Consider the following 24,912-nt stretch of genomic DNA (forward strand, 5'->3'; position numbering starts at 1 on the left):
GGTGATGCCGAACACGGCCGCAATCCCGAGTCCTGGAAGCCCAGGACGTGTCAGATTTGCGGTCGTGCTGTTCCCGTCTGTCCGTGAACGGTGGCGCGACTAAACCGTTCCGTTTCGGGCCGCCGCCGCGCCCGCACGAGACGGTCACCGCTCGCGACCGCGCGGCCCGCAGTATTCACGTCTGATAACCAGTCCCGCTCGCTTAAGGCCCGGTTCGACGTAGCTTCGCGTAGTATGGCGAGCGCAGGGTCCCGGCCGGGAACGCGCGGGCAGACCGCACCGCTGGGTGTCGCGCTCGTGTTCGCGGTCATGATCGTCACGACGACCGCGGTCGTGGCCTTCGGGTCCGACGCGATCGGGACCACGCAGGACCGACTCGACCTCGAACGAACGGAGAAGTCGATGACGCAACTGAAGTCGCGGGCCGCGATGGTCGCGCTCGGACGGTCGGGCGCACAGCGGGTTACGCTGCCCTCGACCGGGCCGAACGGCTATCGGGTGAACGAGGGCGCGGGGTGGATGAACGTCTCCTACCGGAACACGTCATCCGGGGAGACGAAGACCGTCTTCAACGAGACGATGGGCGAAGTGGTGTACGCGGCCGAGGGCGGGGACCGCATCGCGTACCAGGGCGGCGGACTGTGGCGGGGTACCCGGGAGAACGGTTCGTTGATGGTGTCACCGCCGGAGTTCCACTACCGCGACGCGACCATCACGCTTCCGCTCGTGACCGTCAGCGGCGACCCGGCGGTCGGGAACAGCGTCCGCATCACCCGGAATCGCTCGACGCAGTACTACCCCAACACCACGCGCGACGGGAACTTCACGAACCCGCTCCGCGACGGGAAGATGACCGTCACCGTCCAGAGCGACTACTACCGTGGCTGGGGGCAGTACTTCGAGACGCGGACCGGCGGCGACGTGCGCTACGACCACGCGAACGACCGCGTGACGCTGTTGTTGACCGTTCCGGCCGACTACCCCTCGCTGGAAGCCGGGGTCGTCTCCGGGTCGCCCGGATCGACGCTCACCGTCGACAACAACGTCGTGATGGACAGCTACAACTCCTCTGTCGGGCCGTACGCGGGCGGCGGATCGAGCACGAAAGTCGTCGTCGCCGGCGACCTCGTCGTCGAGAAGGGCGAGATCTACGGGAACGTCGAGGTCGGCGGCGACATGGCGTTCGACCACAACAACGGCCGCCTCTACGACGGGAACATCTCCTACGGCGGCGGGTACAGCCAGAAGAAGCCGAACAACTGGCAGCCCGGGCCGAACAACTGGAAGAACGACAACGCGAGCGTCTCGGCCCCGGACTCCGTCGCGGGCGTGATCGGCGACCGGGGTGACGCCCTCCGGGACCCGGCCGACAACGACAACGACACGACCCCCGTCGTCGACGCCGGGACCATCGACTACGGAGCCCTCGGGCCGTCCGACGAGGCGACGCTGTCCGACGGCGACTACCATCTCTCACAGCTCGACGTGCCCAACGGCAAGACGCTGACGCTCGACACCTCGGGCGGCGACATCGACATCTACGTCGAGAACGACCTGTCCATCGACCGGGGCGAGATCGAGGTCACGGGCCCCAGCCGCGTGAACGTCTACCTCGAGGGCGACGCCTTCGTCGAGGGTCAGAACGGGAACGCGGAGATCTCGACGCCGGGCGACGACTCCACGCAGTTCTGGCTGTACATGAACCCGGACCGGCGGATCGAGTTCGGGAGCAAGTTCAGCGTCACCGGCGTCGTCTACGGTCCCGGACAGGGGCCGAACGAGGGCGTTGACCTGGTCCTGACGGCGGCCTCCAGTGGCAACGAGATCAAGGGCGCGTTCGTCGGCGGCGCGACGACGATCAACAACGTCGCGTTCCACTACGACGAGGCGCTCGCGAACGCCGACACCGTCGAGCAGAACTCCCAGATTCCCGCCGTCACCTACGTCCACGCCTCGACGAACGACGTGAACGTCACCGCGGGCTGACGGCGCAGATTGGTGACAGACGAACGATACGTGGCCAGAGACGTTATCAGCGGTGATAGCAATTGAGGGGGCATGAAGATGCCTCTGGGTCGGGGCGGCGGACAGCGGGGACGCCGCGCGCAATCGGCACCGCTGGGGGTGGCGCTGATCTTCGGGATCATGGTCGTCTCGACGACGGTGATCGTGGCCTTCGGGGCGGGGGCAATCACGGACACGGAGTCGCACCTCGGTGCGGAGCGCACGCAGAAGGCGCTGACCGAGTTCGACTCGCGGGCGGCGCTCGTCGGCCTCGGCCAGTCGAACGTCCAGCAGGTCGAGCTCACTTCGCGCGGGTCCGAGCGCTACCGCGTCGACGAGGACGCGGGGTGGATGAACGTCTCCTACAAGGACCCCGAGACGGGAGCCACGACGGTCGTGTTCCGCAAGCGGATGGGCGCGGTCGTCAACGACGACGAGACGGCGACCTCGATCGCGTACCAGGGCGGCGGCGTCTGGCGCTCCGACGGTGCGGGACAGTCAGTGATGATCTCGCCGCCGGAGTTCCACTACCGCGGGGCGACGCTGACCCTGCCGCTGATAACGGTCCGGGGCGACGCCTCGCTGGGCCGACGCGGCGTCATCAGCCGGAACGGGACGACGCGGTACTTCCCGAACGAGTCGATGAACCCCGCGTTCGTCAATCCGATGGCGAACGGCGAGGTGACGGTGTCGGTCCGCAGCGACTACTACCGCGGCTGGGGCCAGTACTTCGAGACGCGGACCGAGGGCGACGTGAGCTACACGCACTCGAAGAACATGGTCAACGCCACGCTCGTCACGCCCGTCGGCGCACGGACCGTCCGGAGCGCCGTCAGGTCGTCGTCGCCCGCCGGCGTCATCAAATTCAAGGGATCGACCGATCCCGGATTCGACGCCTACAACTCCTCAGACGGTGACGGCTACGCCGGCGAGGGCGCGGCCAACGGCTGGAACAACGCCTCGATCAACACGGCCGGCGACGTGGAGATACAGGACAACGGCGTCCGCGTCCACGGCAACATCACGTCCGGTGGGTACGTCGACCTGAAGGACTGGAGCAACAACTTCAACGGCGAGCGCGTCGCGTACGCCGACGGGTTCTCGCCGTCGCCCGCGCCGGCATCCGTCGAGACCGAGCAGATCTCCGGCGTCGAGAGCGTGTCGGCCATCGACGGCTACGTCAATCGCAGGGTGGACCACATCCGCTCGAACCCCGACAGCGGGTACTACACCGGGGACACGATCACCAGTAGCGGCACGCTCGACTCCGCGGGCGGCGACAAGCAGTACTACGTCGAGCACATCGACCTCGACTCCGGCGAGACGCTCACGGTCGACACGAGCGGCGGCAACGTCTCCGTGGCGGTCCGAGACTACGTCAGCCTCGACGAGGCGAGCATCGAGGTCGACGGGACCCACGACGCGCGCTTCTTCGTCAAGGGCGAGAGCGCCTGGGGCGACCGGTCGATCAAGGGCGAGACGACGACCTCGCACATCGACATCACCGGCGGACGGGTCGTCACCGTCGGGAGCGGCCCGAGCGAGAACGCCACGCAAGTCGCCTTCTACGGCAAGAGTCACGTCAACGCGACGCTCTCGAAGGACGGGAGCAACTCGAAGTTCGTCGGCATCGTGTACGCGCCCAGCCAGGGGACCAACAAGCTCGCGATGCGCCAGAGCGAGATCTACGGCGGCGTCGTCACCGGCGAGGTCGACGTCTGGCAGGACGGCGCGATCCACTACGACCGGAGCCTCAGGAACACCCGAGCGGTTCCGGAAGAAGTCAACATCATCCGCATCACGTACCTCCACATCTCCGTCAACCGCGTCAACGTGACCTCGCCCTGAGGTGCCCGAACGCTACTGGTCGATGTCGACCCGGATGTCGTGGTAGACGACGTACGTCCGCTCGATGCCGCCCCCGTCGGTGTACTCACACCAGTCGTCGCCGGTGGCGCACGTGAACCCTTTCTCCTCGAAGTAGGCCTCCCAGAGGTCCGACCGCGGCCCGGTGACGTTGATCCGGACTCCCTCGACGTCGCCGCTCGTGTCCTCGAACGCGATGTCCGTATCCCGGTGGTTCGCCCGCACGAGCACGGTCGACCCGCCGAGGCTCTGGGTCTCCGGCCTGTTGATACCGACGACGGTGATCAGTACGTGATTCTCGTCGACGACGAGCGGCGGATCCCGGATTCTGAGTCCGCCGTCCCGGTTCGTCCGGTATACGCCGCCGGCCTCGTAGACGATCCGCCGCTCCTCGTCGCCCTCGAAGACGATGGGCCGGATCTCCCACTGGCCGACCCGCGAGTACCCGCTTCCGCTGTCGACCTCGACGGACATCGTGACGTTCTCGCCCGTCCGGAGTTGGGCTTCGCCGAGGCTGATCTCGGTGGCCCGGCTCGGCGCGCCGCGCTGGTAGAGGTCCGCAATGTTGTCGGTCAGGATGTCGAAGGCCCGCTCGGCGTTGTTGAGCTGCTCGGCGTTACGCGCGTCCTGGAGGGTCCCGAGACCGCCCACCGACACGAGGGTGATGGAAGCGATGATCAGCGTGAACACCAGAACGAAGCTCAGTACCTCGCTGACGCCCCGGTCAGCCATTGCGGGCCTCCAGCTGGGAGCTGTCGTAGGTCACGACCACGACGCCGCCGTCGACCGCGCTCGTGCCCATCGCCGACGTGGTCCGGATGTCGACGGTGACCGACAGCGACGGCTCGACCGACTCGAGGACGACGCGGTCGTTCGGCCCGTCCAGCGAGATCCGGTAGCCGCTGCCCGCCACGCGCTCGGGATAGCTCCGCCGGAGTTCGACCGTCGGCGACCCACCGTGGGCCGCCTGGACCAGTCGGTCGGCCTGTGAGAGGTCCGAGGCGACCTGCTGGCCGATGACCGCGAGTTCCTCGCGGACCACCTCTTCGCGCCGGTCGTTCACGAAGTCGCTGCCAGCGACGACCAGTCCGGTCACCAGCAGCGTCGCGATGGTGAGCGTCAGCGTGTAGCTCAGCGTCGTCGAGACGGCGCGGCTATCCATCCGGCTCACCCGGGGCGACCCGAATCTCCGTCGTGTAGTTGATGTTCGGATTCGCGTACGTGAACGCCACCTCGACGTCGTAGACCGCGCTCGTCACGTACGGCGCGGGGCCGGCGCTCGGGCCGGAATCAAGCGTGGTGGTCGCCGGTGCGTTCGCCGTGACGAACGAGTAGTTGCCCTTCACCTGGTCGCCGTTCTCGAAGCTGACGTTGTACGGCGTCGAGACGCCCGCCGCGTAGCCGAAGTAGGTGTTGCTCACCTGATCGTATCCGAGCGCGTGACACGGGCGACCGTCGACCGTCCCGTCGGTCAGCGAGACGGAGAATTCGTCGGCGGTGATCGTTTCGGTGCACTCCTCGGCGTCACCGTTCGGTCGCTCTGTCCGGAGGTGCAACAAATCCGGGTTCGACCCATCCCACCAGATCTCCACGGTCCAGGTCTTGCTCGGCGACCCCGTGTTGTTCACGACGACGGCGAACTCGCTGGTATCGCTGAGCGAGCTCGTCTTCTTGATCTCCATGTCGAATGCCCGGGTCGCGTGCGGTCGCCCGTTCTCGTCGACGCCCTCGACAAGCTGCCAGTCGGGGTCGCCGCCGCTCAGGCCCGTCGCGGTGAAGTTCCCGCCGCCGCTGTCGTTCATCGCGATCCGTGACCCGTCGTGGTAGTCGTGCGGGTTCGAGACGTTCACTAGTCCGCCGGAGCGCACCTGCTGTTTCTCGCGCTGACGGCTCATCGCCCGCACGTCGCGCTCGATGGACGGCTCGGGCGCGGAGTGGTTGTAGCGATTGGCCGCCGCGACGCTTTGCTCGACGCTCGCCTCGACCATCGCGCGCGCGTCCAGCGCGCCGTCGCCGCCGGCTGTCTCCCCGCGACTCGCGAGGTTCTCGGTGAAGATTGCGGAGTTGACGATGAGCGCGAGCGAGACGAACGTCACCGCGAGCGCGAACGCCGCGATCAGGATGATCTGGCCGCGGTCGCCACCGGCTAGATCCGCCACGCGATCACCTCCACGCGGACCGTGTTGTAGTGGTTTCGTCCCGTGTCCGGGATCAGGTACGTCGAACCCGGGTCGCCGAGAGTCGTCTCGTTCGCCGTCCCGTCCGCGTCGTACAGCGGGTCGTCGTCGGACAGCGTCACCGTATATGTCGCCGTCACTGCGTTGTCGGTCGGGACGCCGTTGTAGACGTATCGCCGGGGGACGATGTCGCCGCTCGGACTGACGAAGTCGAGGTAGACGTTGTAGGCGATACCTCGCTGGTCGAACGACCGCGAGAGCATCTCCCCGAACCTGTTGTCCGGCGGCCCGCTCGTGTAGAAGTTCTCCTGCCCGGTGACGCCGTGGAACTGCCGCGTCGAGTTGTTCCAGAACAGGAGCGCCGGCTTGAGCGCGCCGGCCTCCGCCGCCGCCGTGAGCACGCCCTTCCCCGTCGCTGCCTGCTGGTTCTCGATGTGCTGGCTCGACGTGCTCGCCGACAGCGGCGTCACCGCCGTCATCTGGAGCGCGAACACCAGGCTCGACAGCAACATCAAACTCGCGATGACCGCCTCCAGCGTGTGTGCCTGTCCTCGCATCTCACCACACCTCCACGGAGACGGTCACGTCGTGGTGATCGAGCGAGACCACCCGGGTGGCCGTCACCGACTGATCGTTGTTCGTCGGGGCCGTCTCACCGCGACTGAACGGCACCGAGCACGTCGCGGACGCGTTCCCTTCTTCGACGATGGCCTCCGCGGTGTCGTCCCAGCACAGGCGGTCCGAGCCCGATCCGGCCGTCGACACGTTTCCGTATATCGTGACGTTGAGATGCTGTCTGGTCGGGTCGAGTCCCACCTGCGACTCGACGGGCTGGCCGCCGCTCCAGCTGCCTGCACAGGACGCCGGCGCAGCCTGGTCGTCGAAGAACTCCACCGTGCAGTACCGATCGAGCCGGTACGGTCGTTCGGGCGACCCGAGCATCGACTTGGTGAGCCCGTCGGCCACGCGGTTCGACACGACCGTCTCCTCCTGTGCCCCCTCCGTGAACGGGGACAGCAGGCCGGGCACGAACAGGAAGATGAAGATGAGCACCGCGAGGAACACGCTGATCCCGATGGCGAAATCGAGCGTCGTCTGTCCACGCGTCGCTCTCTCGTCCCCGCGACGCTTCGATCGGACTCGACGCCTCAACACGCTCCCTCTCCTCGCTGCATGCCCGTTTCTGCGTAGTCGAGGCCCCCGACGCTCTTATCCATTGTGGCCGATCTGTGCAGGCCACCCAGGATGCCAGCCGTTCTCACTCCCGAACCGCTTCGATGGGTTTAATAAAAGCCACCGGATACCAGAAGTACGAAGCGGGCTCGTAGATCAGGGGTAGATCACTCCCTTGGCATGGGAGAGGCCCCGGGTTCAAATCCCGGCGAGTCCATTGAAATAAACCGTCGTGGGGAATTCACCCCCGATGGCGGTACAACTTCTAACGACGCTGATTTCGGCACTTCCAAGTCTGCGTCGACTCCCTCACGAAAAAGAGAGCGTCTAGACTCTCAACGCGGCCCACCGCCGTCCGGCGATTCCGTGAGGGAGTGGCGGGCGCTCTGCTACTACTGCGGGCTTCCCATCAACCACGACAGCCAGCCGTGTCCGGCTCTGCAAGACGGGGTGTGCCGCCCATGAGCCGCGCGAGTCGTGGCTGGCAATCGAGCGACGACCTCCCCGGCCAGATCGGCGGCCCGCCGACGCTGTCCATGCCCGACGACTGGACGCTGTCGACGGCGTGGGAGCGCGCCCAGACCGAGAGCGACCGAGGCGGCGCTATCAACGACGCCGAGCGTGTCGTCTACCTCAGTGGCGGGGACAGCACTCACCGCGTTCTGTGGGCGCTTACGGGCCGCACGCTCGCCGCTGAATGCGACTGCGCCGGCTACCAGTACCACGGCGAGTGGTGCGCTCACGTCGCCTCACTGTGGTGGCAGTGGGTCCGTGGCGGGATCGTCGTCACGCACCTCGACACCGGCCGCCAGTACCCAGCGCCACCAGCGTGGCTCCGCCTTGACGACGACCCGACCGCCTTCGACCACCTCACTCCTGCCGAACTCGACGCCTACCTGACCTGCGAACTCGGGAGCCTCGGCGTTCGGGAGTACGCTCGTCTCTCCGGTCGCTCGCCCGGTACGATCGGGAACCTGCTTGCATCTGCCCGTGACGGGATGGAGGGCCGCCGATGACGCGCCCGCACGCCCGCCCGCTAGCGCGAGACCTTCCGGCGACCCCACGGGGGGCTGTCCTACAAGTACCAACATCGGCGACCATCACCGCGCTGTATGGGGATTCGGCCCCGTCTTACGAGGAGGTGGCTAGTCAGACATGACCGGCGGTTCCCAGCTCCACGAGGAGACCGGCAGTGACAAGATCACGTTCCGACTGCCGACCCACCTGAAGGAACAGTTCAAGGAGCAGGTCGACAACATGAGCGCCGACCTCGAAAACTACGTACGCCGCACGGTCTCGGAGCCGACCGAGGACGGGGGCGTGAAACCCTACGCCGACCCCGACGACCGAGACCTCGCCGTCGCCTACCGGACGCTGTGCAAGAAGCGCTCCACGAGCGGTATCGTTCGGGGCGAGACCGCCAAGCGGGCACTGGCGCAAGCCGTCGACAACGTCGATCAGAAAGACGCTCAGCGCCTTCTCAACCGACTGGCGAAGCGTGGGTACGTCCACCTACAGAACGGGATTCCGCCGAGCGATTACATGGCTGTCCACGTTCGGCCGTTCTCCCGACACGACCCCGCTCAGGGAGGTGTGAAAGCCAATGTGTGAGCAGTCTGTGAGCGGTACTGACCGAATCCTTCACCTCTTCGCAGATACTGGAATCGAGGACGAAGTGCTGCACACGTTCGGCGACGTGACGCGGGTCGGAATCGACCCGGAGCCGAACCCGTTCAGCACCGTTATCCAGGCCGACGCCTGCGACCCGCCGCTCAACGGCGGATTTGACCTAGCCTTCGCACACCCGCCGTGCCAGCGATGGAGTGTCGCCACAGAAGGCGGTGGCGGAGACCCGGAGGACCACCCGGACCTCATCAACGAGGCGCGCGAGGTTTGCGAGCGGCTGGCCGACCACTACGTCATCGAGAACGTGCGAGACGCCCCGCTTCGGGATCCGGTAGTCATGTCTGGCGGTCAATTCGGGCTGCCGATTCACTACCCGAGAGCCTTCGAAACGTCGTTCCCTATTGACCACCCGAAGCCCGTTCCCAGATGGTCGCCGGACGTTGGCCCGCTCGCCGAACAGGGTAAGTCGGGGAACGCCTGGGTCGGTCGAAACGTCGGCTGGCGGCTGGCAAAGGGCTACGGCCACGACTGGCCCGCTCGACCGCTGAAGCGCCACGGAATACCGGCGGCGTATATCCGACGGCTGCTGTACTGGTGGCTGGCGGCCCGAAACGGCGATACCAGGCCTAAACAGTCTCGATTAGTCGCAGCGACTGACGGCGGAAACGACCACAGTCTACAAGCGGACATTAGCCAGTCTAGCGACACGTAGCTATCCGGCTACAGTCGCCTTGGTTATTTATTAACCTATTAACTAAGCAACAGGTTTTATTTCTAGTACTTCCGTCCGTTCTGACGGAGGACTACTGACGAGTGACAGAGCGAATTGAGTATGGTACGAAAGCGACCGCAGACGCCGCCAGAAATCGACACAGCGAGTACCTGTGTACTGACGACGATAGGCGACTGAAAACTGTCGCATACAGCAGCGACACACCCGACAGCGTACTCGAAACGGAACGACTAGAAGCGGCCGACGGCCGGGCCGAGCGAGAGGACGGCCCCGGACAAGTACCGCTTTCCGAGTCCGAGAAGGACCGAATCGACTTCTCGCAGGAGCGGGCCAACGTCCCCCACGCCAAAGCGGTGAAAGGTATCGCACAGGCCGAGGGCGTCGAGGACTGGGTGAGTTACTACGACGGGACGTTGACCGTCGACGAACACCGCGAGGTGATGGCCGACGCCGCGACCGAGAGCGGGAAGCGGTCGGCCGACGAAAGCGCTGACGAGAAAGCAGGACGAGCGGCGCGAGCGGCCCAGTCGAACCAGTGTGACCACGCCCAAGGGCACTGTGAGAACGGCGACCCCGAAGCCTGCGAATTCCTGTCTCAGACCTGCGGCTACTCCGAGCAGGAGATCGCGCAGTTCGTCGACGAGAGTCAGCCCGACCGGAGCGAGCAGCAGGAACTTGTGACGGTCGGCGGTGGCGACTACCCGGAGATGGAAGTACGACCGGAGACAGCCGGCGCTCTCCGGCGCGGTTGGCAGGGGTACAAAGCGGGTATCTCAGACCTCGAAGCGGCGCTATCGCAAAGCCGCGAAGCGGTCATCAACGCCCGGCAGGCGTGGCAAGCGATCAACCGGATTCGGGAAGCCAACGGTCAGGAGCCGATGCACCCCGACCGGCTGCATACGCTTCTCGATGCGCTCGATGGGATGCCCGGAAGCATCCCGACTGTCAGAACGCTGGATCACTTCGACCAGGAGGGAGCGACCGACCCGGCCGAGGTAATCGAGACCGACGACCAGCGCACGCTCTCCGGCGAGCGAGCGGACGACCAAGCGCGATTGGCTGATGGTGAGCGCGGTGAGCAGGGGCAGGGAGAGGTGGTCGACGTATCTGAGGAGAATCCCGGCGGTCTGCTGGCCGATGAGCGCGCTCAGACCGCCGGTTCGGGTGAGACAGAGCAGCAGATACCGGACGCCTTCGCGGTTGCTGAGGGCGGTCAGGAGACACTATGAACGGACCAGAATGCCCCGCAGAGGGGTGCGACTACAACGAGAACGGTGAGAAAAGCAAGCAGAGCGTCCGGCGACACATCAACGCGAAGGCCGACGACGCTCACAGCGACGTGCAAGCACTCAGGAGCGCGCTGAACCGCCCCGATGAAGGGGAACAGAACGGTGCTGAGGGCGCTCCCGACGACACCGAGGACGACGAGCAGGACGAAGCGGCGCAAGAGGGCGCTGAAGTGGACGAAAACACCGAAACAGAGCAGCAAGAGATGGACCAATCAAGCGAGTACGAGCAGCAGGTCGTCGCCACTACGGGCGAGGAGAGCACCGACGAGGGGACCGAAACCGAGGGACAGCAGGGGAATCAGACCAACCAGACGACCAGCGGTCGAGGGGTCCCTGTACTGCCCCTGATGGCCGGTCTTGTCCTGCTCGTCGTGCTCGCTATCGCCCTCTCCGGTGGTGACGACCAGCCGACTGAGGTAGAGAGCGAAGTCGTCGAAGATACCGACGCCGAGCCGGTCGTTGACGACCCCGAACCGGAGGTGGCATGGTGAGCGAAGCAGTCACCGAGGAGACCAGCGACGAGGCCACCGAAGAAGCGCCGGACATCGACCCCGACGAGCAGGCCGAAATCTCGCTCGATGACCTCGATGTAGACCCGGACGAGGTAGAGGAGCAAGCGGGGGCAGGAAACGACGAGAGCGAACCGGACGAGGAAACGGACACGGACGAGCAAGGAACCGACGAGACGGCGAGCCAGCCGACGACGCCCGACGGAGAGACGTGGGGCGACCAGTACGTCTCGCTGCTGGCACTTCTGCTCGGAGAGATCGCCGAATCGACCGAGGGTGAACCGGGCAAGACAGCCGAGGACATCGAGGAGTTGGCCCGCGCTCCCCCGGTCAAACTGGACGACTCGGTGGACCGCTGGCTACAGGAGGCCGGGATGGGGCAGGACATCCCGCCCGGCAAAGCCGTGGCACTCGGTACAGCCGGTCTCGTCGCGGTGGTTCTGCTGACCGAGACCGACGTAGCGAGCGACCTGATGGACGGACTGAGCGACCAACTGAGCGGTGCAGACCTATTCTAAGACCATGATGGGCAAAATCAAGCAGATTCAAGAAGCAAAGCACGAGATCGAGAACCCTCACGAGAGCGACCGACTCCGCGCTCTGGCCGAGATACTGGCCGAAATCGAGACAGCACAGCGTGACGCCGTCATGGACCAGCGAGAGGCGGCGGGTATCGACCCCGACGACGGCCGTGAGCGAATTGACAAGGAGGCGCGGACCAGCGAGATTCTGGACCTCGTCGATGGCTACGGCCCCGGTGGGCGGCCGCTCTCCGAGGTGTGGCTGGCACGGTGCGCCGAGATCGACGGTGACCCGGCGGCGCTCTCTCACTACGCCGCGATGGACGGCGACCAGTGGGAACAACAGATCGAGCGATGGGCCGACACCTACCGTAACAGCGCCGGGGAGATCGACGCGACCGACCGGGACCTGGCCGACCATCACATCAGCAAGAAGTGGGGTGTCTCGCTCCCCGAGTTCGAGCGCATCGTCGTCGAGTTCGACCCGTCCGACGCGCTTGAGGACCTGCTGGCCGGTCCGTCCGAGGCGACTGAACGGGCCATCAAAGCGAACACGGAGGCACTGGCAGAAGCGTGAACCTCGCGTTTGTCGCACAGAGCGGCTGGGGCAAATCGTACCACGCTCAGGCGTGGATGGAGAGCAACGCCAGAGAGTACGAGGCCCTCGTCGTGATGGACTACTGCGCGGAGTATCGTGGGTTGGTCAAGGCGGGTCTTGCCGACCATCTCATCGTCGGCCCGCTCGAAGCCCAGTTGTCGGTCTCGGACTGGATGCAGGTCCTACAGGCCAACCCTCACATCGTGCTGGAACGGCACAAGGCGGAAATCGGGACCGACCGCTGGCGGGAAATCTGCACCCGCATCGCGTCGGCCGTCCGCCGCCTCGACCGGGATCAGCTCGTCGTCGTCGACGAAGCCCACTTCGTCGCACCGCAGCGCCAGAAGCTCCCGCAACCGGTGAAGGAACTGGCGACGACCGGTCGGGGAGCAGGCACGTCGACCATGTGGGTCACACAGCGTACGGCAGAGATCGACAAGACGATTCTCACGCAGTGTCAGGCCCGGATGATAGGCGGCTTCGACGGCGGAGAGATCGGGCCGCTGGCCGGTTCGATCCAGTACCCGGCTGACCTGCACGACCCCGGTGCTGACCTCCCTCCGTCCCGTGTCCCCGATGAACTGCTTCCGACCGGCAGGGAGCGGCCTTCGTCGCTCCAGAAGCACAAGGACGAAAGCGGTTCCATCACCGGCACAGAGTGGATATACAGTGACGACGACGGCGAGCGTCAACGGGTCAATACGGGTCGTGTCTCGATGAATAGTACACACTACGGAAGCGAAGGGAACGACCTCAACGCACCAGAATACGCATGATGACACAGATAACCCTACGCGGCGACGACAGCGACCGATTCGAGGAAGCCCGCGAGCGCATCGACCGCGACCTCCCCGGTAGCACTCCGAATAACGCTGAAGTGGTCCGCATCCTGATGGACGACTCCCAGTACTGACCGAAGCATCTCGAAGCGACCCGCTCCGATTTTTCGTCGGTTCTTGATGGTAGACCCCGGTAAACGGCGGGAATGCATGGATTTTGGTAATGCAATGTCGACGCTCGCATCCGAGGACTACGTCGTAGACGTGGCCCTCGTGGTTGCCGGGTTCGTCGGCCCCGCAGTCGTCAAGTACGGAGTCGAGACCAAGATGGGCAAGAACCTGCCCGACGAGGCGTACGGCGCAACCGTCGCGGTCGGCGGCGCTCTCTACGGCGGAGAGGGCCGGAAGGTCGCGCTCGGTGGCGGTGTCCACGTCGTGGAGGCCCTTCGAGAGCGATTCACGGGAGGTAACTGATGTCCGAGGACCTATTCGCGTCTGAGGGCAGCACGGCCGAGGCGGTCACGGTCGCACAGAACGCGCCGGCCAGCCCCCGGCCGACGCCGATTCTCGAAATCACGCCGGAGCGCGGCCAGTTCCTCCGGTTCCTCAACTACGTCGCTCAGGGCGAGCAGGACGGCATGCCCGTCTACATGGACCTGCGCGACTCCAACGGCGACCCGCTCCCGACCAACACTTCGCTGTACTTCGCGGTCGAACCGAGCGGCCACGAAAGCACGATGAAGGTCTCGGAGGTGCTGAAGAACATCAGCCAGTACGTCAAGCTGGGCATCTCCGACCAGCGCAACGTGGACAACATCGACAGTGTGAAGATCGAGCTTCAGGCCCCGGAGAACGCCCCGAACGGCGGCGATTCCGTGCCGAAGATCGACGTACGCGACATCGACACGCTGTACCTCATGTGCGACTCAGCCGCCCAAATCGACTGGTCGCAGTCCGAGCTCTACATCGAGAGCAACGCCGTCGAGCAGCACGGACGGAGGTAAACCGATGGGTCTGATGAATCGACTGGCCGACGCTCGACGCCAGCCCGGCCACATCACGCCCGACGAGATGGACAAGTCCGTCAACTCGCAGGGCCAGCGGTCCCGAATCGGCCGCTACCGGGCCACCACGGCCCACATGCTCCGCGAGGGGCGAGGCAACCCGCTCAAGATCGCCGTCCCCGCCTACGAGTCGTTCACGACTGACGGGACGGCTGACAACACCGAGACGTTCAACCTCGCCCACTCGGTCACTGACACGCCGGTCACGCAGCCGGTCGTGGTCTGGCTCGACGGGGCGTACTACGGGACGCCCGACGCGGTGGACTTCGACGCTGATACCATCGACGTGACCGACTCGGGGACCGCAAGCAACGTTCACGTCTACTACATCAGTGACGCGGCCGCCTCTCTCGAAATCCGCAAGGCGGCGAGCAACGCCGACACCGGCTCGCAGCGGGTCTATACGGGCAACCTCGGTCTGATTCACGAGGCCCCGCAGATCGAGCAGCCCGAGTACCTGCGGCTCAACCAGACGCCGCTTCACCCGTGGATCGGCACCGACATGACCGTCGACGTCTACCTCGACGCGCCGTACACCGTCCGCTGGACGGACAACGACGGCGACGGGACCGAGCCGACGAACGCACTCCTGCACGTCCCCGCCATGATCGGCCAGAGTGAGATCAGCGGACTCACCTCGGCGGTCGGGGCGGACATGGGACGGCAGTAAGAGAGCCTTTTACCCATGATTTCGGTAGAAGCTACGCCCGTTTGGGAGGAGGGACAGCACCCGGCCAGCGGCGGCAACAGCGGACAGAGTGGGGGAACCACCATGTCCGTCACGTCGACCGAGACCGACGCCGACGCGGTGGCCGGCAGTAACAGCGAGACGAACGGGCCGCTCACGGCCCACGTCGCACAGTCCGAGTGGACGACCGACGACGTGATGATGGCGCTCTCGGCGCTGAACGTCCTGATGTTCGCCGCCCTGCTGTACCTGACCGTCGAGGGGGGTGCCTGAGATGGGTGCCTCTCGGACGTTCACCGAGGCGTTCCAGCGGTTCCCCGACAACGAGCAGGCCCGGCAGGAGTGGCTTGCAGGCAGTGACAGCTACGACGGCGACGGGACGGACAACAACAACAGCAACAGCGACCTCGACCTCATCGAAGGCGACGGCATCGGCGGCGACAACTCGTTGGACTCCAACGAGCAAGCGGCCGAGGACTTCGCTGAAAGCATCGCCACTGGCGAGTACGAGGGGCACGCTCCGGATTCCGAAGTGAACGCGGCGCTCGGGTCCGATGGTGACGCGGTGGCCGTCGCGGCGACCGCCGACGAAATCGAGCAGGCCGGAGGGTCCGTACTCTCGTACGGGGCCGACAACTCCGCTCCCGGTACGACCGGCGCGACCGGCGGCCCGTCGAGCGTCCTGTCGGCCAGCCTGTCGCCGTCGACGGCGGCGCTCGGCGGAGACCTGACGACGCCGCTCGGCGTTTTCGCCGGTATCCTGCTGCTGGGCATCGCCTACTTCAAGATGGAGGGGTCGGCGTGACCGAGTGGCTACCCGACAACCTTGAGCCCGAGGACGGTACACTGGCCGACACTGCGGCCGAGGCGGCCGGAACCTCGCTCGACTGGACAGTGACGCCGGTCCAGTCAGCCACCGGAGTAGGCCCCACACTCTCTGAGACGGCCGATTTCGCATACGGAGCGTACGGGACTGTCCCCGAGGAGGGATACAACGATGACGCTGTGCTGACCGGCCCGGCCCGGGACCTGTACGACTACGCGTTTGACTACGATGGCGAATGGGGCGGCCAAGAGGACCAGCACGACATGGCTGGGCCGTCGATTGACTTCGGCGCGCTACTCGACACGTCGGACGGCGACCCGGTGTTTCGCCGGCAGTCCGACCCGGACGCCGGCCCCGGTCTTTTCGGGTACGGCATGGTCGGGGTCAAGGAAGCCGGCGGTATCCTCGCCGCGCTCGTGCTTCTGTGGCTTCTCGCTCCCTACGCACAGGTGGCCGCTTCGGCCACGGGAGGGAGCGCGTGATGATCCCCGACCCGATCATCTACCAGACGGCCGCCATCCTCGGCGCGTCCGGTCTCGCCGGTCTGGCGCTCGAAGCCCGCTGGCAACACAAGGCGGTCCTGCGACACGAGCGGCAACTGTCGGGAACCGACTACCGGCGCGGTATCGTCTCGCTGGTGAACGAGCATCTGCGCGGCAAGGAGGACCATGAGAACTAACGTCAGCGCGACGGTCGAGGAGATGAGCGAGGAGGAGATCGAGGAGCAACGGAGCCGTATCGACGGCGAGAGGGGCGCGGCATGATCGTGCCCGAGCCGGCCCCCGACGACGTGCCGTACAACGACCCCATCACCCGGTCGGTCGACCCCGGACAGCAGTTGATCGTGACCTTCGAGCCGACCCAGCAGGTCACGGAGTTCGTCTTACCGACGCTGGCCGTCTCGAAGCACCCCAGCAGCAGTTACGAGGTGTGGCGCGACGGGGAGAAGGTCTACGGCCCCGCGCCGATCCCGCCGACGGACATTGACGACCTGACCGCGACGTGGCTTCCCGCCCGGCGGTTCAGCACCAAACTCCGTATCATCGTCCGCAACCTGTCGGACGCGACGACCCGCCGGTACAGTATCCAGCCTATCGGCTGGGAGGTGACGGGACGGTGACGCTCGAAACCAACACGAAGGTAGAGCGCCTCAACGTCGTGCAGGACTCCGAGGGCAACGACGCGGCCCCTGCGACCGAGCAGGAGCAGCAGGCCATCTCGTCGGCTCTCTCCAACAACGACAGCCTCACGGCGTTCACCCACTCGACCAGCGGGACCGACGCCGAGCCGCTACCCGAGAACGCCGTCCCCGACGGCGTGGAGGTGCTGATGTACGCGAAGGACGCGAACGGCGGTTTCGTGTGGGTCGGGGACTCGGCTACGCAGGCGGTCCCCATCAAGCCCGGCGGGTCCCTGACGCTCGCAGTCTCGGACACGTCCGCTATCTACGTCCGCACGCCGACCAGCGGCGACGAAGTGGGGGTGCTGTACGAGGATGGCTGACCTGAGCAACCCCACCGGAGGCGGCGGCTTCGACTACGTGCAGGCCGAGCCGCCCGGCGACCCCGTAGAGGGTCAAGAGTGGTACGACACCGACGACGACGGGGCGTACGTCTACGACGGCAGCACGTGGGTCGAGCAGACCGTCGTGGACCACTCGCAACTGTCTGGGGTCGGAGCAAACGACCACATCGACAACCTAACCGACATTCCGACCCGCAACCATGACGACCTGAGCGGCATCAACTCGGGAGACCACCACAGCCGCTACACGGACAGCGAGGCGCGGTCGGCAAACTACACGGTGGTAGCTACCGGCTCCGTGACCAAGAGCAAGACGCAGAACCACATGTATCAGGACGGCGGCCGGACGGACAACTCTCCCGCGACTCAGTTTGTGGTGGAGCATCCCACCGGGAGCGGCGATAAATATTACGTTCACACGGAGGCTCACGGCCAGACAAGCGGGATTCTCTACGAGACAGTCTACATGTCCTACAAGGACTCCAACGGGGACGCCGTGGTAAACTGGGAGATTCGGAGGGTAGACGCATGATTCCGGTTGATTCGGTACTCATCCAGTACGACGAGACAGGCACGGTACTGCTGACGTGGCATAGCTACAACACTCCGGACGAAAACGGGGAGCTAACGCCTGCAGAACCCCCTACTCAGGAGAACCAGTATGGCTCTGTCGTTGTCCCGACGGACTCGCTACCGGATGCCCCCGTCGGTCAAATGACAGTGGACGACCCGGACGACCCGCAGGCGGTGACTCTCAAATGATGCAAGCAGCAATCACTCAGATTCCGACGCCAGAAGCACAGACGCTCGCATACTGCCTACTCAGCGGACTCGCGGGGCTGGCAGTCCCGACGCGGTACGGCATGGAACGCATCGAGGGCTTCGGCCGGCTCGCGGCATCGAAGCTCCCGTACAAGTCGCCGCCGGGGACCGACAAGGAGACGGCCCTGATTCGGGCCACTCGCGGCCAGCCGCCGGCCGAAGATCGCGACGACCAGGAGAGCGCGACCGACGCGGACGGAGGTGCCTGAGATGGGGCGCATCGTTGTCGACGGGAGCGGCCCGCCCTACGTCGCTGGTGGCGACGACTACCGCATCACCGTCGACGGGGACGTTGTGAAAGCGTCCGGCGCGACGGACCAAGACAGCGTTGTCGGCGGACAGATCGGTGGGAAGATCGGGGACGGGACGGACTCCTACGAGTTCGAGGGGACCGTAATCAGCGCGTCTATCCCGTCGCACTCGGACCTGTACGTGGACGGTCAGAAGGTCTCGCCGAGCGAGCTACCCATCCGCTCGGGCAGCACGTCGTCCGGGTCGTCCGGGTCGTCCGGGTCGTCCGGCAGCTCCGGTTCGTCGGCTCTGACCGCCTCGACGCCGACCGCTCCGACGGGCAGCCCGTCGACGCCAGCCCCGGTGGCGGCGGGACTCGGTGAGGGCAACACGGCGTTGCTGGCCGGCACGGCGGCGCTCGCACTGCTGGCGGTCTACATGGTGCAGTCGTGAGATTCCCGTACCACACAGTCCCGGATGGGAGCGCGGCGCTTCCGCACCACTACGTGACGGCGCTGCTGGCCGTACTGGTACCCATACTGATAGTGTGGGACGACCACCGACAACGGGAACCGTGGATAGTCCTGTGCGGCGTACTGGGTGGTCTGGCGAGCTTCGGGTTGGTGTGGCCCCGCTATCCTCGCCTCGGCGCAGTACTGTCGCTGGTTGCGGTTCTACTGGTGATCCTAGCTCCACTCCGGCCGGTGTGGTCGTCCTACTGGCCCCGCCGACAGAGGGTTGCGGTGATGTTCCTGGGACTAGTCGCGGCCGACGACGTGATCCAGCATGCGTTCGGGTGGTGGGTGCCGATTGACGCTGCATGGAAGGCTGGTGGTCGGGAGCTACTGACCGCGGCAGGTTAGATCATCTCGTGCAGCAGCTGACGATTTTTGTTGGTCTCTGATTAGACTATGTGAATATTTATTCGATTAGTGATAGAGGAAAATATGGGCATTACTTCAAGAGTAAACAGAGGGCTACGTCGGTTCAGTAGATTCTTGCGTGATTCCATTGGTGACGAGATGCGGGGTTTTTTCGCAAGCTATGTCTGGGTGGTTCTGGGGCTGTTTTTGTTTAGTGCTGGTTCCATAATTTCTCCCTTCTACGCCCCAGAACGGGTGAGTGGTATCGTATTCTCACATGCAGCACTCATCGCCGCTATAGCCTTTCATTTGTTCTCTGTGGGTAATTCTGTCAGTGCAATCGCGGTTTCGATCAAAAGCCGGGAAATGCTTGATAAAGGTACAGAGATTGCTGGTAATGCTACTATTGTAGCTATCGCTGCTGGTATTCTATTTATGACGGGTTATGGATGGAATATTCCCTGGCAATCTCTTCCAATATCTCCATACATCGCTTGGATGTCGCTGAAATGGAATGCAGCTATTATGATTGGGATTTCCCAGTTGTTCCTCTTCATCGGCCTATTTCTGCACATGCCTCTCCACAAGTGGTATCAAGAAGTCGCAGATCGGTTGGAGAGGAACTGGACGCTGCAATAACTGGACTGTCTCCTTGTCCGGTTCTGCGGTGAATATCGGACATCTTTGTGCCCGAGAACCCCCCATTCTGGCTCAGGAATGTAGTGATGGATGTAGATACTCTTACTAAACTCTAGAACTGCCCGTCGTCGCTGGAATCATTCCGAAGATCGCATGCAACCATATCCTCTTCTCTCTTATTCTGATGCTACACCATCTCTTTCATCGCAAGTTATTTGGTAAAATATTAGAATGTTATTTTAGATGGCTGGAAACATAATCGCAGATATCTCTGGGATTACTGGATATGCTCTGATGATAATATTAGGCATGGCAATTTGGGTAGGAGTCCCTATTGCTAATACTGTCTTTGGGACACACATCATGACTGACTTAATTATGGTATTCAATGATTATCCAATCTACATGTACCGAGGGCTGGGTGGCGGATTAATGGGTTTGGGAACAATCTCGTACATTGGATTCCGATTTACCTGATCGTCGAAGGACTGCGCGAGAATCCCCCATTCTGGTGCAATCTTCCCCGATCTGACCCCTGTTGACCCCCGAGTTGACCGAAAAAACTAGATGTTTTGCAATAGAACTGGGGAACGAGTGCATGCGTCTGAAGGACTACGACAACGACGACGGGAAACGGGTGTGGCTGTCGGACGACGAACTAACGCGATTCATCGAGCAGGCCGAGACACCACACCAGCGGCTCGCGTTCCTCCTGGCCGGTCGGGTCGGACTCCGGCGGTCGGAAATCATCGAGGTGTGTCCGCAAGACCTCGTCAACGGGCCGACCGGCGACCATATCCGCGTCTGGGAGAGCTACGCGAAGCGAGACAAGTACCGAGAACCGCCCATCCCGCAGGAAGTCGTCACCATCGCGGAGACGCTGGCGTACCAGCAGGACGACGACGAGCCGCTGCTGGACGTAGCCGGGTCGACCGTCTACCGCTGGGTCCGGCGTGCAGCTGACAAACTGGAAGAGGAAACCGGAGACGAGGGCTGGCAGTATCTCGACGTCCACGATCTCCGCCGGACCTGGGGAACGTACCTACTGGAACAGGGCGTAATCCCGTCAGTCGTGATGTCCTTCGGCGGCTGGGAGGACTGGGATACGTTCAGAAAACACTATCTCGGAGAGTTCAGCCCGGAGGCGATTCGACGAGAGCGCGGCAAGGTCGACTTTCTCGAAGGCGGCGACGAGAGTGCGGAGGTGGTTCATCCTGGTACGATGCCAGCGACATCACACCACTCCGCGGACTAATTCTCACAGTCACCGAAAGAGATACCAACACCACGTACACAACGTATACATATGAGCACTATCCGAGTCACCGACGAAGTGAAAGAGCGGCTGCGGGACCTGAAGCGGGACGATGAGAGCTTCAACGACCTACTGGACCGGCTTAGTCGAAGCGAGAAAGACGTAGAAGCAATTGCTGAATCGCTTAGTGAACTTGGTGGAGACGACTTCGCTGAGCGGACGAAAGAAGCACACGAAGAACTGAACGAATCGCTGGAGCAGCGCACCGAATGATTGTTCTCGACCGGGATATACTCGTCAAGCTTGTCGAATCTAATTCGGAGATAATCGACCACCTGAAGCAGTATCGCGGCGAGGAGTGGACTATCCCGTCGTTAGTCGCTTGGGAGTCGTACAAGGCCCAGGACTCTCGACAGGAGATGTTGCAAGCACAGCGGCGCTTGCAGTCCGATTTTGACCGGATACTGAACTTCTCCGACGACGCTGCGCTTGAAGCCGCTTACCTACAGGAACGGCTCCAGTCACAAGGTAAGTCTCTCGACACTGTCGATCTACTGAACCTCGCAACTGCACACAGCGAAGGTGCGACGTTTGTTACCCATAACAAGCGTGACTTCGACAAAGATGCGCTACTTGAACTCGCGGATGTAGACGTTGTACACACGGAATAAGGCCGAGAGCCCGTCGTCACACATAGCAGACTGATACTTTTTTGCCACCCGTTTCTGACAGATACTACATGGTGAGCAAAACGCTACACGTGACATTCACGATGATGCCAGAAATGTACGACCGACTCGAAGAATCGAAACCAGAGGGCATTACGATGGACCAATATATTCGAGAGACACTGAAAGAGGAAATAGACGAATCAGACCTTCACGGCAATATTCACACTACAGACGAATCCTAAACTTCACACCTGCCTCGATCCAGTTCGGCGGTGTCGCGTACCGATCCTCGAAGACCTTACTCGGCGTTGGTCTTGGGCAGTGTCTCGCGTCAAGCTCGCCTTTCAGATACAGGATACCCTCGCTCGTGAGATCGTACAGGTCTCCGCTGATGGGCGAGAGTAGGCCAGCGTACTGAAGCCACTTGCACCGATCTCGAATGTGTCCAGCGGAGACATTGAAGCCGCGTTCACGGGCGAGAATACCCGGTGAAGCAAATCCGTTCTCGCGTATCCACTCCATGACACGCTCATCTACCTGAACCATCCACGGTGCGGGTTTTCGTGGTGTCATTCACGCCTGTTCGTGATTTCCGCTTGCGCTGGGACCGTCATCAACGGCCGACTCGACTTCATCGGGTGCGTTTTCGGAGGTGTCGATCTCGCCGGCTAAGTATCTCTCCCCACGCTCCGTGATTCGGTAGACACCGTTTCCGAGATCCTTCACAAGACCGTGTTCAGCCAGTTTGTTCAGTCGATTAGATACCTGTTGTCGACTCCGCACGATGAAATCTTGTTCTGATAGTTCTTTGGCGGTGGTTGTTTCCACACCTTCTAAATGCTCTAATATCCGGTCATCGAGAAGTACCATCCATTCTCCGCTATATCTCATGTTGATAATTAACTAATCGAGGTGCTAATATTCCTGTGAATAGCAAACCTATAGTTACTTACCAAATTAGCCATCTTGCGTAAAATATATTTGCTAAGGGTTAATTGATTGCTAACGCAATGGTGCGAAAGAGTCTATCCGTGTCCATCTCGCTACCACGCTGGATGGATGATAAGATAGTTGAAGAGGCAGAAAAACACGGTGTCGCGTACTCTGAGTACGTTCGGGAAGTTCTCCGGGACCACCACAGGACTCCGTTTGACCGACCGAACGAGCCAGTGGTCTGTGTCGACGAGAACGGAGACGATTCTCGAAATGAGGGGGCCGCCTAAACTATGTCCAGTAGCGTGCTGGCCCCCGAATCAGACGAGGACGCCGGTCAGGAAAAGCGTGACGACGACGTGGAGGGCGGTCCATGAACGGGGACCGTGTCGACCCCGAAAACCTGCCCCAGAACCCGCGCTACACGCCGGCTCTCGTGCAGGTTCGTAAGCAGGGACCGGTCTACGTCGCTGACTACCAGACACTCCAGAGCGGCTGGGTGCGTGTCACGGAGTGGGAGGGCCACCGTGTGAAACTTCCGCCCCACAAGGTCGCGGCGATCCGCGAGGTGCGGACGGAAACCTACGGGAGCCGATCTGACCCGGAGGGCCTGAAGGTCCGCGTCGCGGACGACGAGCGCCGCGAGCAGGCGAGTGCCGACGAGTCGGCCGGTATGGCCGTGGTCGCGGATGACTAACGATCTGGAACCGCTCACACCCTTCGACGCGGTGGAGATGTACCTCAGCCACCGCGAGCCGGAACTGAGCGAGAAGTCCCTGCACAACCATCGGTACCGCCTCGACGTGTTCCTTGAGTTCTGCGAGGAGCGCGGGATCGAGAACCTGAACAACCTGACTGGGCGCGATCTCCACAGGTTCCGAACGTGGCGGAGTAAGCAGGACATCACGACGATGACTCTACGGACGAATCTCGCCACGTTACGGGTGTTCTTGGAGTTCTGTGCGTCCATCGACGGTGTGGAGCAGGGGATTCGGGAGAAGGTCGTGCTGCCGGAGGTGGACAAGGAGGAACAGGCGAAAGACGTGAAGCTCGAAACCGGTCGGGCGGAGAAGATACTTGAGCACCTGAACCGCTTCGAGTACGCCAGTCGGGACCACGTCGTCATGGCGATTCTGTGGCACACGGGGATGCGTCTCGGAACGCTCCGGGCGCTCGATGTCGACGATGTCGACCTCGATACCCCGTGCCTTCGAGTTCGCCACCGACCGGAGACCGGGACGCCGCTGAAGAACCGGACGGCAGCCGAGCGTGTCATCGCTCTCGGCGAGGGCTACGCCCGTATTCTCGGCGACTACATCGAGCACAACCGGATTCCGTCCGAGGACTCTCACGGCCGCGAGCCGCTGATTTCCTCGAAACAGGGGCGACTCGCCGAGTCGTCTATCCGCATGACGGTCTACAAGTGGACCCGCCCCTGCATGGTGGGCGAGTGTCCCCACGATGAGGACCCGAAGACCTGCGACTACATGTTGGTGAGACAGGCCAGCGAGTGCCCGAGTTCGCACTCGCCTCACGGGATTCGGCGCGGGGCACTCACCCGGATGCTTCGACAGGGGACGCCCGAGGAGGTTGTGGGCGACCGGAGTAACGTTTCGCGGGACGTGCTGGAACAGCACTACGACCGACGCACTGAGCGAGAGCGCATGGAGCTGCGGCGCGACCTACTGGAGGACATATGACGCCACCAACGCACCCACCACGAGAGCGAGCGAACGAACCAACGAACCGACGGAGTGCCGGTCGGTCGAAATGCCCGTACCCCGGCGAGTCCATCCGTATTTTACCGCCATACGCGGGGAAACTAAAACAACGCGAGAGCGTCGCTTTTTCTCTGTATCGACGGAATCGGGTTCTTCGGAACCTCCCCGTAGAAATAGAGTTCATCCGGAAAGCGGATGTACCCGCCGCAGTCATCTGTGGCGACGACCGGGAGAGTATCGTCGCGTTAGTCGATGTGAGAGACGATTCAGGGGCGGTCGACTCGGCACATAAGACCGCGCCGAGTCAAATCGGGCCGATCGGACGGGAGCGAGTGCGCCTCTCTGAGCACAGCCGGCACATTGTGGCTAAGCGGACCGGCACAGGGCACGATAGAGAAGA

The 24,912-nt window shown here is 63.3% G+C and carries 39 protein-coding genes and 1 tRNA gene; 33 read left to right on the plus strand and 7 right to left on the minus strand.

Annotated elements, in window-relative coordinates; translation table 11 throughout:
* Nucleotides 1-234 precede the first annotated feature (234 nt).
* The gene (locus GM656_RS07235) at nt 235-1,986 is read left to right on the plus strand and encodes a DUF7289 family protein (protein ID WP_162412995.1); all 1,752 of its coding nucleotides are present in this window, start codon (nt 235-237) and stop codon (nt 1,984-1,986) included.
* 72 nt (nt 1,987-2,058) lie between these two features.
* Nucleotides 2,059-3,852 (plus strand): DUF7289 family protein, encoded by a 1,794-nt coding sequence (locus tag GM656_RS07240; protein ID WP_162412996.1) that lies wholly within the window; start codon nt 2,059-2,061, stop codon nt 3,850-3,852.
* Nucleotides 3,853-3,864: 12 nt separating this feature from the next.
* Here GM656_RS07240 and GM656_RS07245 read toward each other — a convergent pair whose 3' ends face one another.
* Genes GM656_RS07245 through GM656_RS07265 form a run of 5 tightly spaced genes read right to left on the minus strand, consistent with a single transcriptional unit; the run spans nt 3,865 to nt 7,202 of the window.
* The gene (locus GM656_RS07245) at nt 3,865-4,602 is read right to left on the minus strand and encodes a DUF7289 family protein (RefSeq protein WP_162412997.1); all 738 of its coding nucleotides are present in this window, start codon (nt 4,600-4,602) and stop codon (nt 3,865-3,867) included.
* The gene (locus GM656_RS07250) at nt 4,595-5,032 is read right to left on the minus strand and encodes a DUF7266 family protein (protein WP_162412998.1); all 438 of its coding nucleotides are present in this window, start codon (nt 5,030-5,032) and stop codon (nt 4,595-4,597) included. Before GM656_RS07250 ends, GM656_RS07245 begins: the two co-directional genes overlap by 8 nt.
* Nucleotides 5,025-6,029, minus strand: a complete 1,005-nt coding sequence (locus tag GM656_RS07255) for a DUF7261 family protein (RefSeq protein ID WP_162412999.1) — start codon at nt 6,027-6,029, stop codon at nt 5,025-5,027. Before GM656_RS07255 ends, GM656_RS07250 begins: the two co-directional genes overlap by 8 nt.
* On the minus strand, nt 6,017-6,604 hold the full coding sequence (locus GM656_RS07260) for a DUF7288 family protein (RefSeq protein ID WP_162413000.1): 588 nt from the start codon (nt 6,602-6,604) through the stop codon (nt 6,017-6,019). Before GM656_RS07260 ends, GM656_RS07255 begins: the two co-directional genes overlap by 13 nt.
* A 1-nt stretch (nt 6,605) precedes the next feature.
* Nucleotides 6,606-7,202 (minus strand): DUF7287 family protein, encoded by a 597-nt coding sequence (locus tag GM656_RS07265; protein WP_241692717.1) that lies wholly within the window; start codon nt 7,200-7,202, stop codon nt 6,606-6,608.
* Between the two features lie 163 nt (nt 7,203-7,365).
* Here GM656_RS07265 and GM656_RS07270 point away from each other — a divergent pair.
* The 28 genes from GM656_RS07270 (at nt 7,366) to GM656_RS07405 (ending at nt 21,858) form a co-directional block, all read left to right on the plus strand.
* A tRNA-Ala gene (locus GM656_RS07270) sits at nt 7,366-7,437 on the plus strand.
* A gap of 244 nt (nt 7,438-7,681) precedes the next feature.
* A complete protein-coding gene (locus tag GM656_RS07275) occupies nt 7,682-8,236 on the plus strand; it encodes an SWIM zinc finger family protein (RefSeq protein WP_162413001.1) in 555 nt (184 codons plus the stop codon).
* Between the two features lie 139 nt (nt 8,237-8,375).
* Nucleotides 8,376-8,831: a hypothetical protein gene (locus GM656_RS07280; protein WP_162413002.1), complete on the plus strand. Its 456-nt coding sequence runs from the start codon at nt 8,376-8,378 to the stop codon at nt 8,829-8,831.
* On the plus strand, nt 8,824-9,558 hold the full coding sequence (locus GM656_RS07285; RefSeq protein ID WP_162413003.1) for a DNA cytosine methyltransferase: 735 nt from the start codon (nt 8,824-8,826) through the stop codon (nt 9,556-9,558). Before GM656_RS07280 ends, GM656_RS07285 begins: the two co-directional genes overlap by 8 nt.
* Before the next feature lie 101 nt (nt 9,559-9,659).
* Entirely contained in the window at nt 9,660-10,808 is a 1,149-nt protein-coding gene (locus GM656_RS07290; RefSeq protein ID WP_162413004.1) for a hypothetical protein, read from the plus strand.
* Nucleotides 10,805-11,359, plus strand: coding sequence for a hypothetical protein (locus tag GM656_RS07295; protein ID WP_162413005.1), 555 nt, complete (start codon nt 10,805-10,807; stop codon nt 11,357-11,359). Before GM656_RS07290 ends, GM656_RS07295 begins: the two co-directional genes overlap by 4 nt.
* A complete protein-coding gene (locus GM656_RS07300) occupies nt 11,353-11,895 on the plus strand; it encodes a hypothetical protein (protein ID WP_162413006.1) in 543 nt (180 codons plus the stop codon). The genes GM656_RS07295 and GM656_RS07300 overlap by 7 nt, the downstream gene beginning before the upstream one ends.
* A 4-nt stretch (nt 11,896-11,899) precedes the next feature.
* Complete coding sequence (locus tag GM656_RS07305) at nt 11,900-12,475, plus strand: hypothetical protein (RefSeq protein ID WP_162413007.1); 576 nt, start codon at nt 11,900-11,902, stop codon at nt 12,473-12,475.
* Nucleotides 12,472-13,272, plus strand: a complete 801-nt coding sequence (locus tag GM656_RS07310; protein ID WP_241692718.1) for an ATP-binding protein — start codon at nt 12,472-12,474, stop codon at nt 13,270-13,272. Before GM656_RS07305 ends, GM656_RS07310 begins: the two co-directional genes overlap by 4 nt.
* Nucleotides 13,272-13,409 (plus strand): hypothetical protein, encoded by a 138-nt coding sequence (locus GM656_RS07315; RefSeq protein WP_162412563.1) that lies wholly within the window; start codon nt 13,272-13,274, stop codon nt 13,407-13,409. Before GM656_RS07310 ends, GM656_RS07315 begins: the two co-directional genes overlap by 1 nt.
* A gap of 94 nt (nt 13,410-13,503) precedes the next feature.
* Nucleotides 13,504-13,749 (plus strand): hypothetical protein, encoded by a 246-nt coding sequence (locus GM656_RS07320; RefSeq protein ID WP_241692719.1) that lies wholly within the window; start codon nt 13,504-13,506, stop codon nt 13,747-13,749.
* Nucleotides 13,749-14,279 carry a hypothetical protein gene (locus GM656_RS07325; protein ID WP_162413009.1) on the plus strand — a complete coding sequence of 177 codons (531 nt, stop codon included), beginning with the start codon at nt 13,749-13,751 and terminating at the stop codon, nt 14,277-14,279. Before GM656_RS07320 ends, GM656_RS07325 begins: the two co-directional genes overlap by 1 nt.
* A gap of 4 nt (nt 14,280-14,283) precedes the next feature.
* Nucleotides 14,284-15,009 (plus strand): hypothetical protein, encoded by a 726-nt coding sequence (locus GM656_RS07330; protein ID WP_162413010.1) that lies wholly within the window; start codon nt 14,284-14,286, stop codon nt 15,007-15,009.
* A gap of 102 nt (nt 15,010-15,111) precedes the next feature.
* The gene (locus GM656_RS07335) at nt 15,112-15,300 is read left to right on the plus strand and encodes a hypothetical protein (RefSeq protein ID WP_162413011.1); all 189 of its coding nucleotides are present in this window, start codon (nt 15,112-15,114) and stop codon (nt 15,298-15,300) included.
* 1 nt (nt 15,301) lies between these two features.
* Nucleotides 15,302-15,832 (plus strand): hypothetical protein, encoded by a 531-nt coding sequence (locus GM656_RS07340; protein ID WP_162413012.1) that lies wholly within the window; start codon nt 15,302-15,304, stop codon nt 15,830-15,832.
* Entirely contained in the window at nt 15,829-16,335 is a 507-nt protein-coding gene (locus GM656_RS07345; protein WP_162413013.1) for a hypothetical protein, read from the plus strand. The genes GM656_RS07340 and GM656_RS07345 overlap by 4 nt, the downstream gene beginning before the upstream one ends.
* On the plus strand, nt 16,335-16,532 hold the full coding sequence (locus GM656_RS07350) for a hypothetical protein (protein WP_162413014.1): 198 nt from the start codon (nt 16,335-16,337) through the stop codon (nt 16,530-16,532). The genes GM656_RS07345 and GM656_RS07350 overlap by 1 nt, the downstream gene beginning before the upstream one ends.
* A gap of 81 nt (nt 16,533-16,613) precedes the next feature.
* Entirely contained in the window at nt 16,614-16,973 is a 360-nt protein-coding gene (locus GM656_RS07355) for a hypothetical protein (RefSeq protein WP_162413015.1), read from the plus strand.
* Complete coding sequence (locus GM656_RS07360; RefSeq protein WP_162413016.1) at nt 16,970-17,356, plus strand: hypothetical protein; 387 nt, start codon at nt 16,970-16,972, stop codon at nt 17,354-17,356. Before GM656_RS07355 ends, GM656_RS07360 begins: the two co-directional genes overlap by 4 nt.
* A complete protein-coding gene (locus tag GM656_RS07365) occupies nt 17,349-17,909 on the plus strand; it encodes a hypothetical protein (protein WP_162413017.1) in 561 nt (186 codons plus the stop codon). The genes GM656_RS07360 and GM656_RS07365 overlap by 8 nt, the downstream gene beginning before the upstream one ends.
* A complete protein-coding gene (locus GM656_RS07370; RefSeq protein WP_162413018.1) occupies nt 17,906-18,139 on the plus strand; it encodes a hypothetical protein in 234 nt (77 codons plus the stop codon). Before GM656_RS07365 ends, GM656_RS07370 begins: the two co-directional genes overlap by 4 nt.
* Nucleotides 18,136-18,408: a hypothetical protein gene (locus GM656_RS07375; RefSeq protein WP_241692720.1), complete on the plus strand. Its 273-nt coding sequence runs from the start codon at nt 18,136-18,138 to the stop codon at nt 18,406-18,408. The genes GM656_RS07370 and GM656_RS07375 overlap by 4 nt, the downstream gene beginning before the upstream one ends.
* Nucleotide 18,409: 1 nt before the next feature.
* Nucleotides 18,410-18,883 (plus strand): hypothetical protein, encoded by a 474-nt coding sequence (locus GM656_RS07380; RefSeq protein WP_162412564.1) that lies wholly within the window; start codon nt 18,410-18,412, stop codon nt 18,881-18,883.
* Between the two features lie 494 nt (nt 18,884-19,377).
* Nucleotides 19,378-19,932 (plus strand): hypothetical protein, encoded by a 555-nt coding sequence (locus GM656_RS07385; protein WP_206673697.1) that lies wholly within the window; start codon nt 19,378-19,380, stop codon nt 19,930-19,932.
* A gap of 243 nt (nt 19,933-20,175) precedes the next feature.
* Nucleotides 20,176-20,409, plus strand: coding sequence for a hypothetical protein (locus GM656_RS07390; RefSeq protein WP_162413020.1), 234 nt, complete (start codon nt 20,176-20,178; stop codon nt 20,407-20,409).
* A 121-nt stretch (nt 20,410-20,530) separates the two neighbouring features.
* The gene (locus GM656_RS07395; protein ID WP_162413021.1) at nt 20,531-21,187 is read left to right on the plus strand and encodes a site-specific integrase; all 657 of its coding nucleotides are present in this window, start codon (nt 20,531-20,533) and stop codon (nt 21,185-21,187) included.
* A 51-nt stretch (nt 21,188-21,238) separates the two neighbouring features.
* On the plus strand, nt 21,239-21,460 hold the full coding sequence (locus GM656_RS07400) for a DUF7557 family protein (protein WP_162413022.1): 222 nt from the start codon (nt 21,239-21,241) through the stop codon (nt 21,458-21,460).
* Nucleotides 21,457-21,858, plus strand: coding sequence for a type II toxin-antitoxin system VapC family toxin (locus GM656_RS07405; protein ID WP_162413023.1), 402 nt, complete (start codon nt 21,457-21,459; stop codon nt 21,856-21,858). The genes GM656_RS07400 and GM656_RS07405 overlap by 4 nt, the downstream gene beginning before the upstream one ends.
* 225 nt (nt 21,859-22,083) lie before the next feature.
* Here the strand turns inward: GM656_RS07405 and GM656_RS07410 are convergent, their stop codons facing one another.
* A complete protein-coding gene (locus GM656_RS07410) occupies nt 22,084-22,404 on the minus strand; it encodes a hypothetical protein (protein ID WP_162413024.1) in 321 nt (106 codons plus the stop codon).
* 27 nt (nt 22,405-22,431) lie between these two features.
* Complete coding sequence (locus tag GM656_RS07415) at nt 22,432-22,728, minus strand: MarR family transcriptional regulator (RefSeq protein ID WP_241692721.1); 297 nt, start codon at nt 22,726-22,728, stop codon at nt 22,432-22,434.
* A gap of 185 nt (nt 22,729-22,913) precedes the next feature.
* Here GM656_RS07415 and GM656_RS07420 point away from each other — a divergent pair, with 185 nt between their 5' ends.
* The 3 genes from GM656_RS07420 to GM656_RS07430 all read left to right on the plus strand — a co-directional run bounded on the left by GM656_RS07420 (nt 22,914) and on the right by GM656_RS07430 (nt 24,491).
* Nucleotides 22,914-23,081 carry a CopG family transcriptional regulator gene (locus tag GM656_RS07420; protein WP_162413026.1) on the plus strand — a complete coding sequence of 56 codons (168 nt, stop codon included), beginning with the start codon at nt 22,914-22,916 and terminating at the stop codon, nt 23,079-23,081.
* 83 nt (nt 23,082-23,164) lie between these two features.
* Entirely contained in the window at nt 23,165-23,488 is a 324-nt protein-coding gene (locus GM656_RS07425; protein ID WP_162413027.1) for a hypothetical protein, read from the plus strand.
* Nucleotides 23,481-24,491 carry a tyrosine-type recombinase/integrase gene (locus GM656_RS07430; protein WP_162413028.1) on the plus strand — a complete coding sequence of 337 codons (1,011 nt, stop codon included), beginning with the start codon at nt 23,481-23,483 and terminating at the stop codon, nt 24,489-24,491. The genes GM656_RS07425 and GM656_RS07430 overlap by 8 nt, the downstream gene beginning before the upstream one ends.
* The last annotated feature ends 421 nt before the right edge of the window (nt 24,492-24,912 follow it).

The sequence above is a fragment of the Haloarcula salina genome (assembly GCF_010119195.1).
Classification (GTDB): domain Archaea; phylum Halobacteriota; class Halobacteria; order Halobacteriales; family Haloarculaceae; genus Haloarcula; species Haloarcula salina.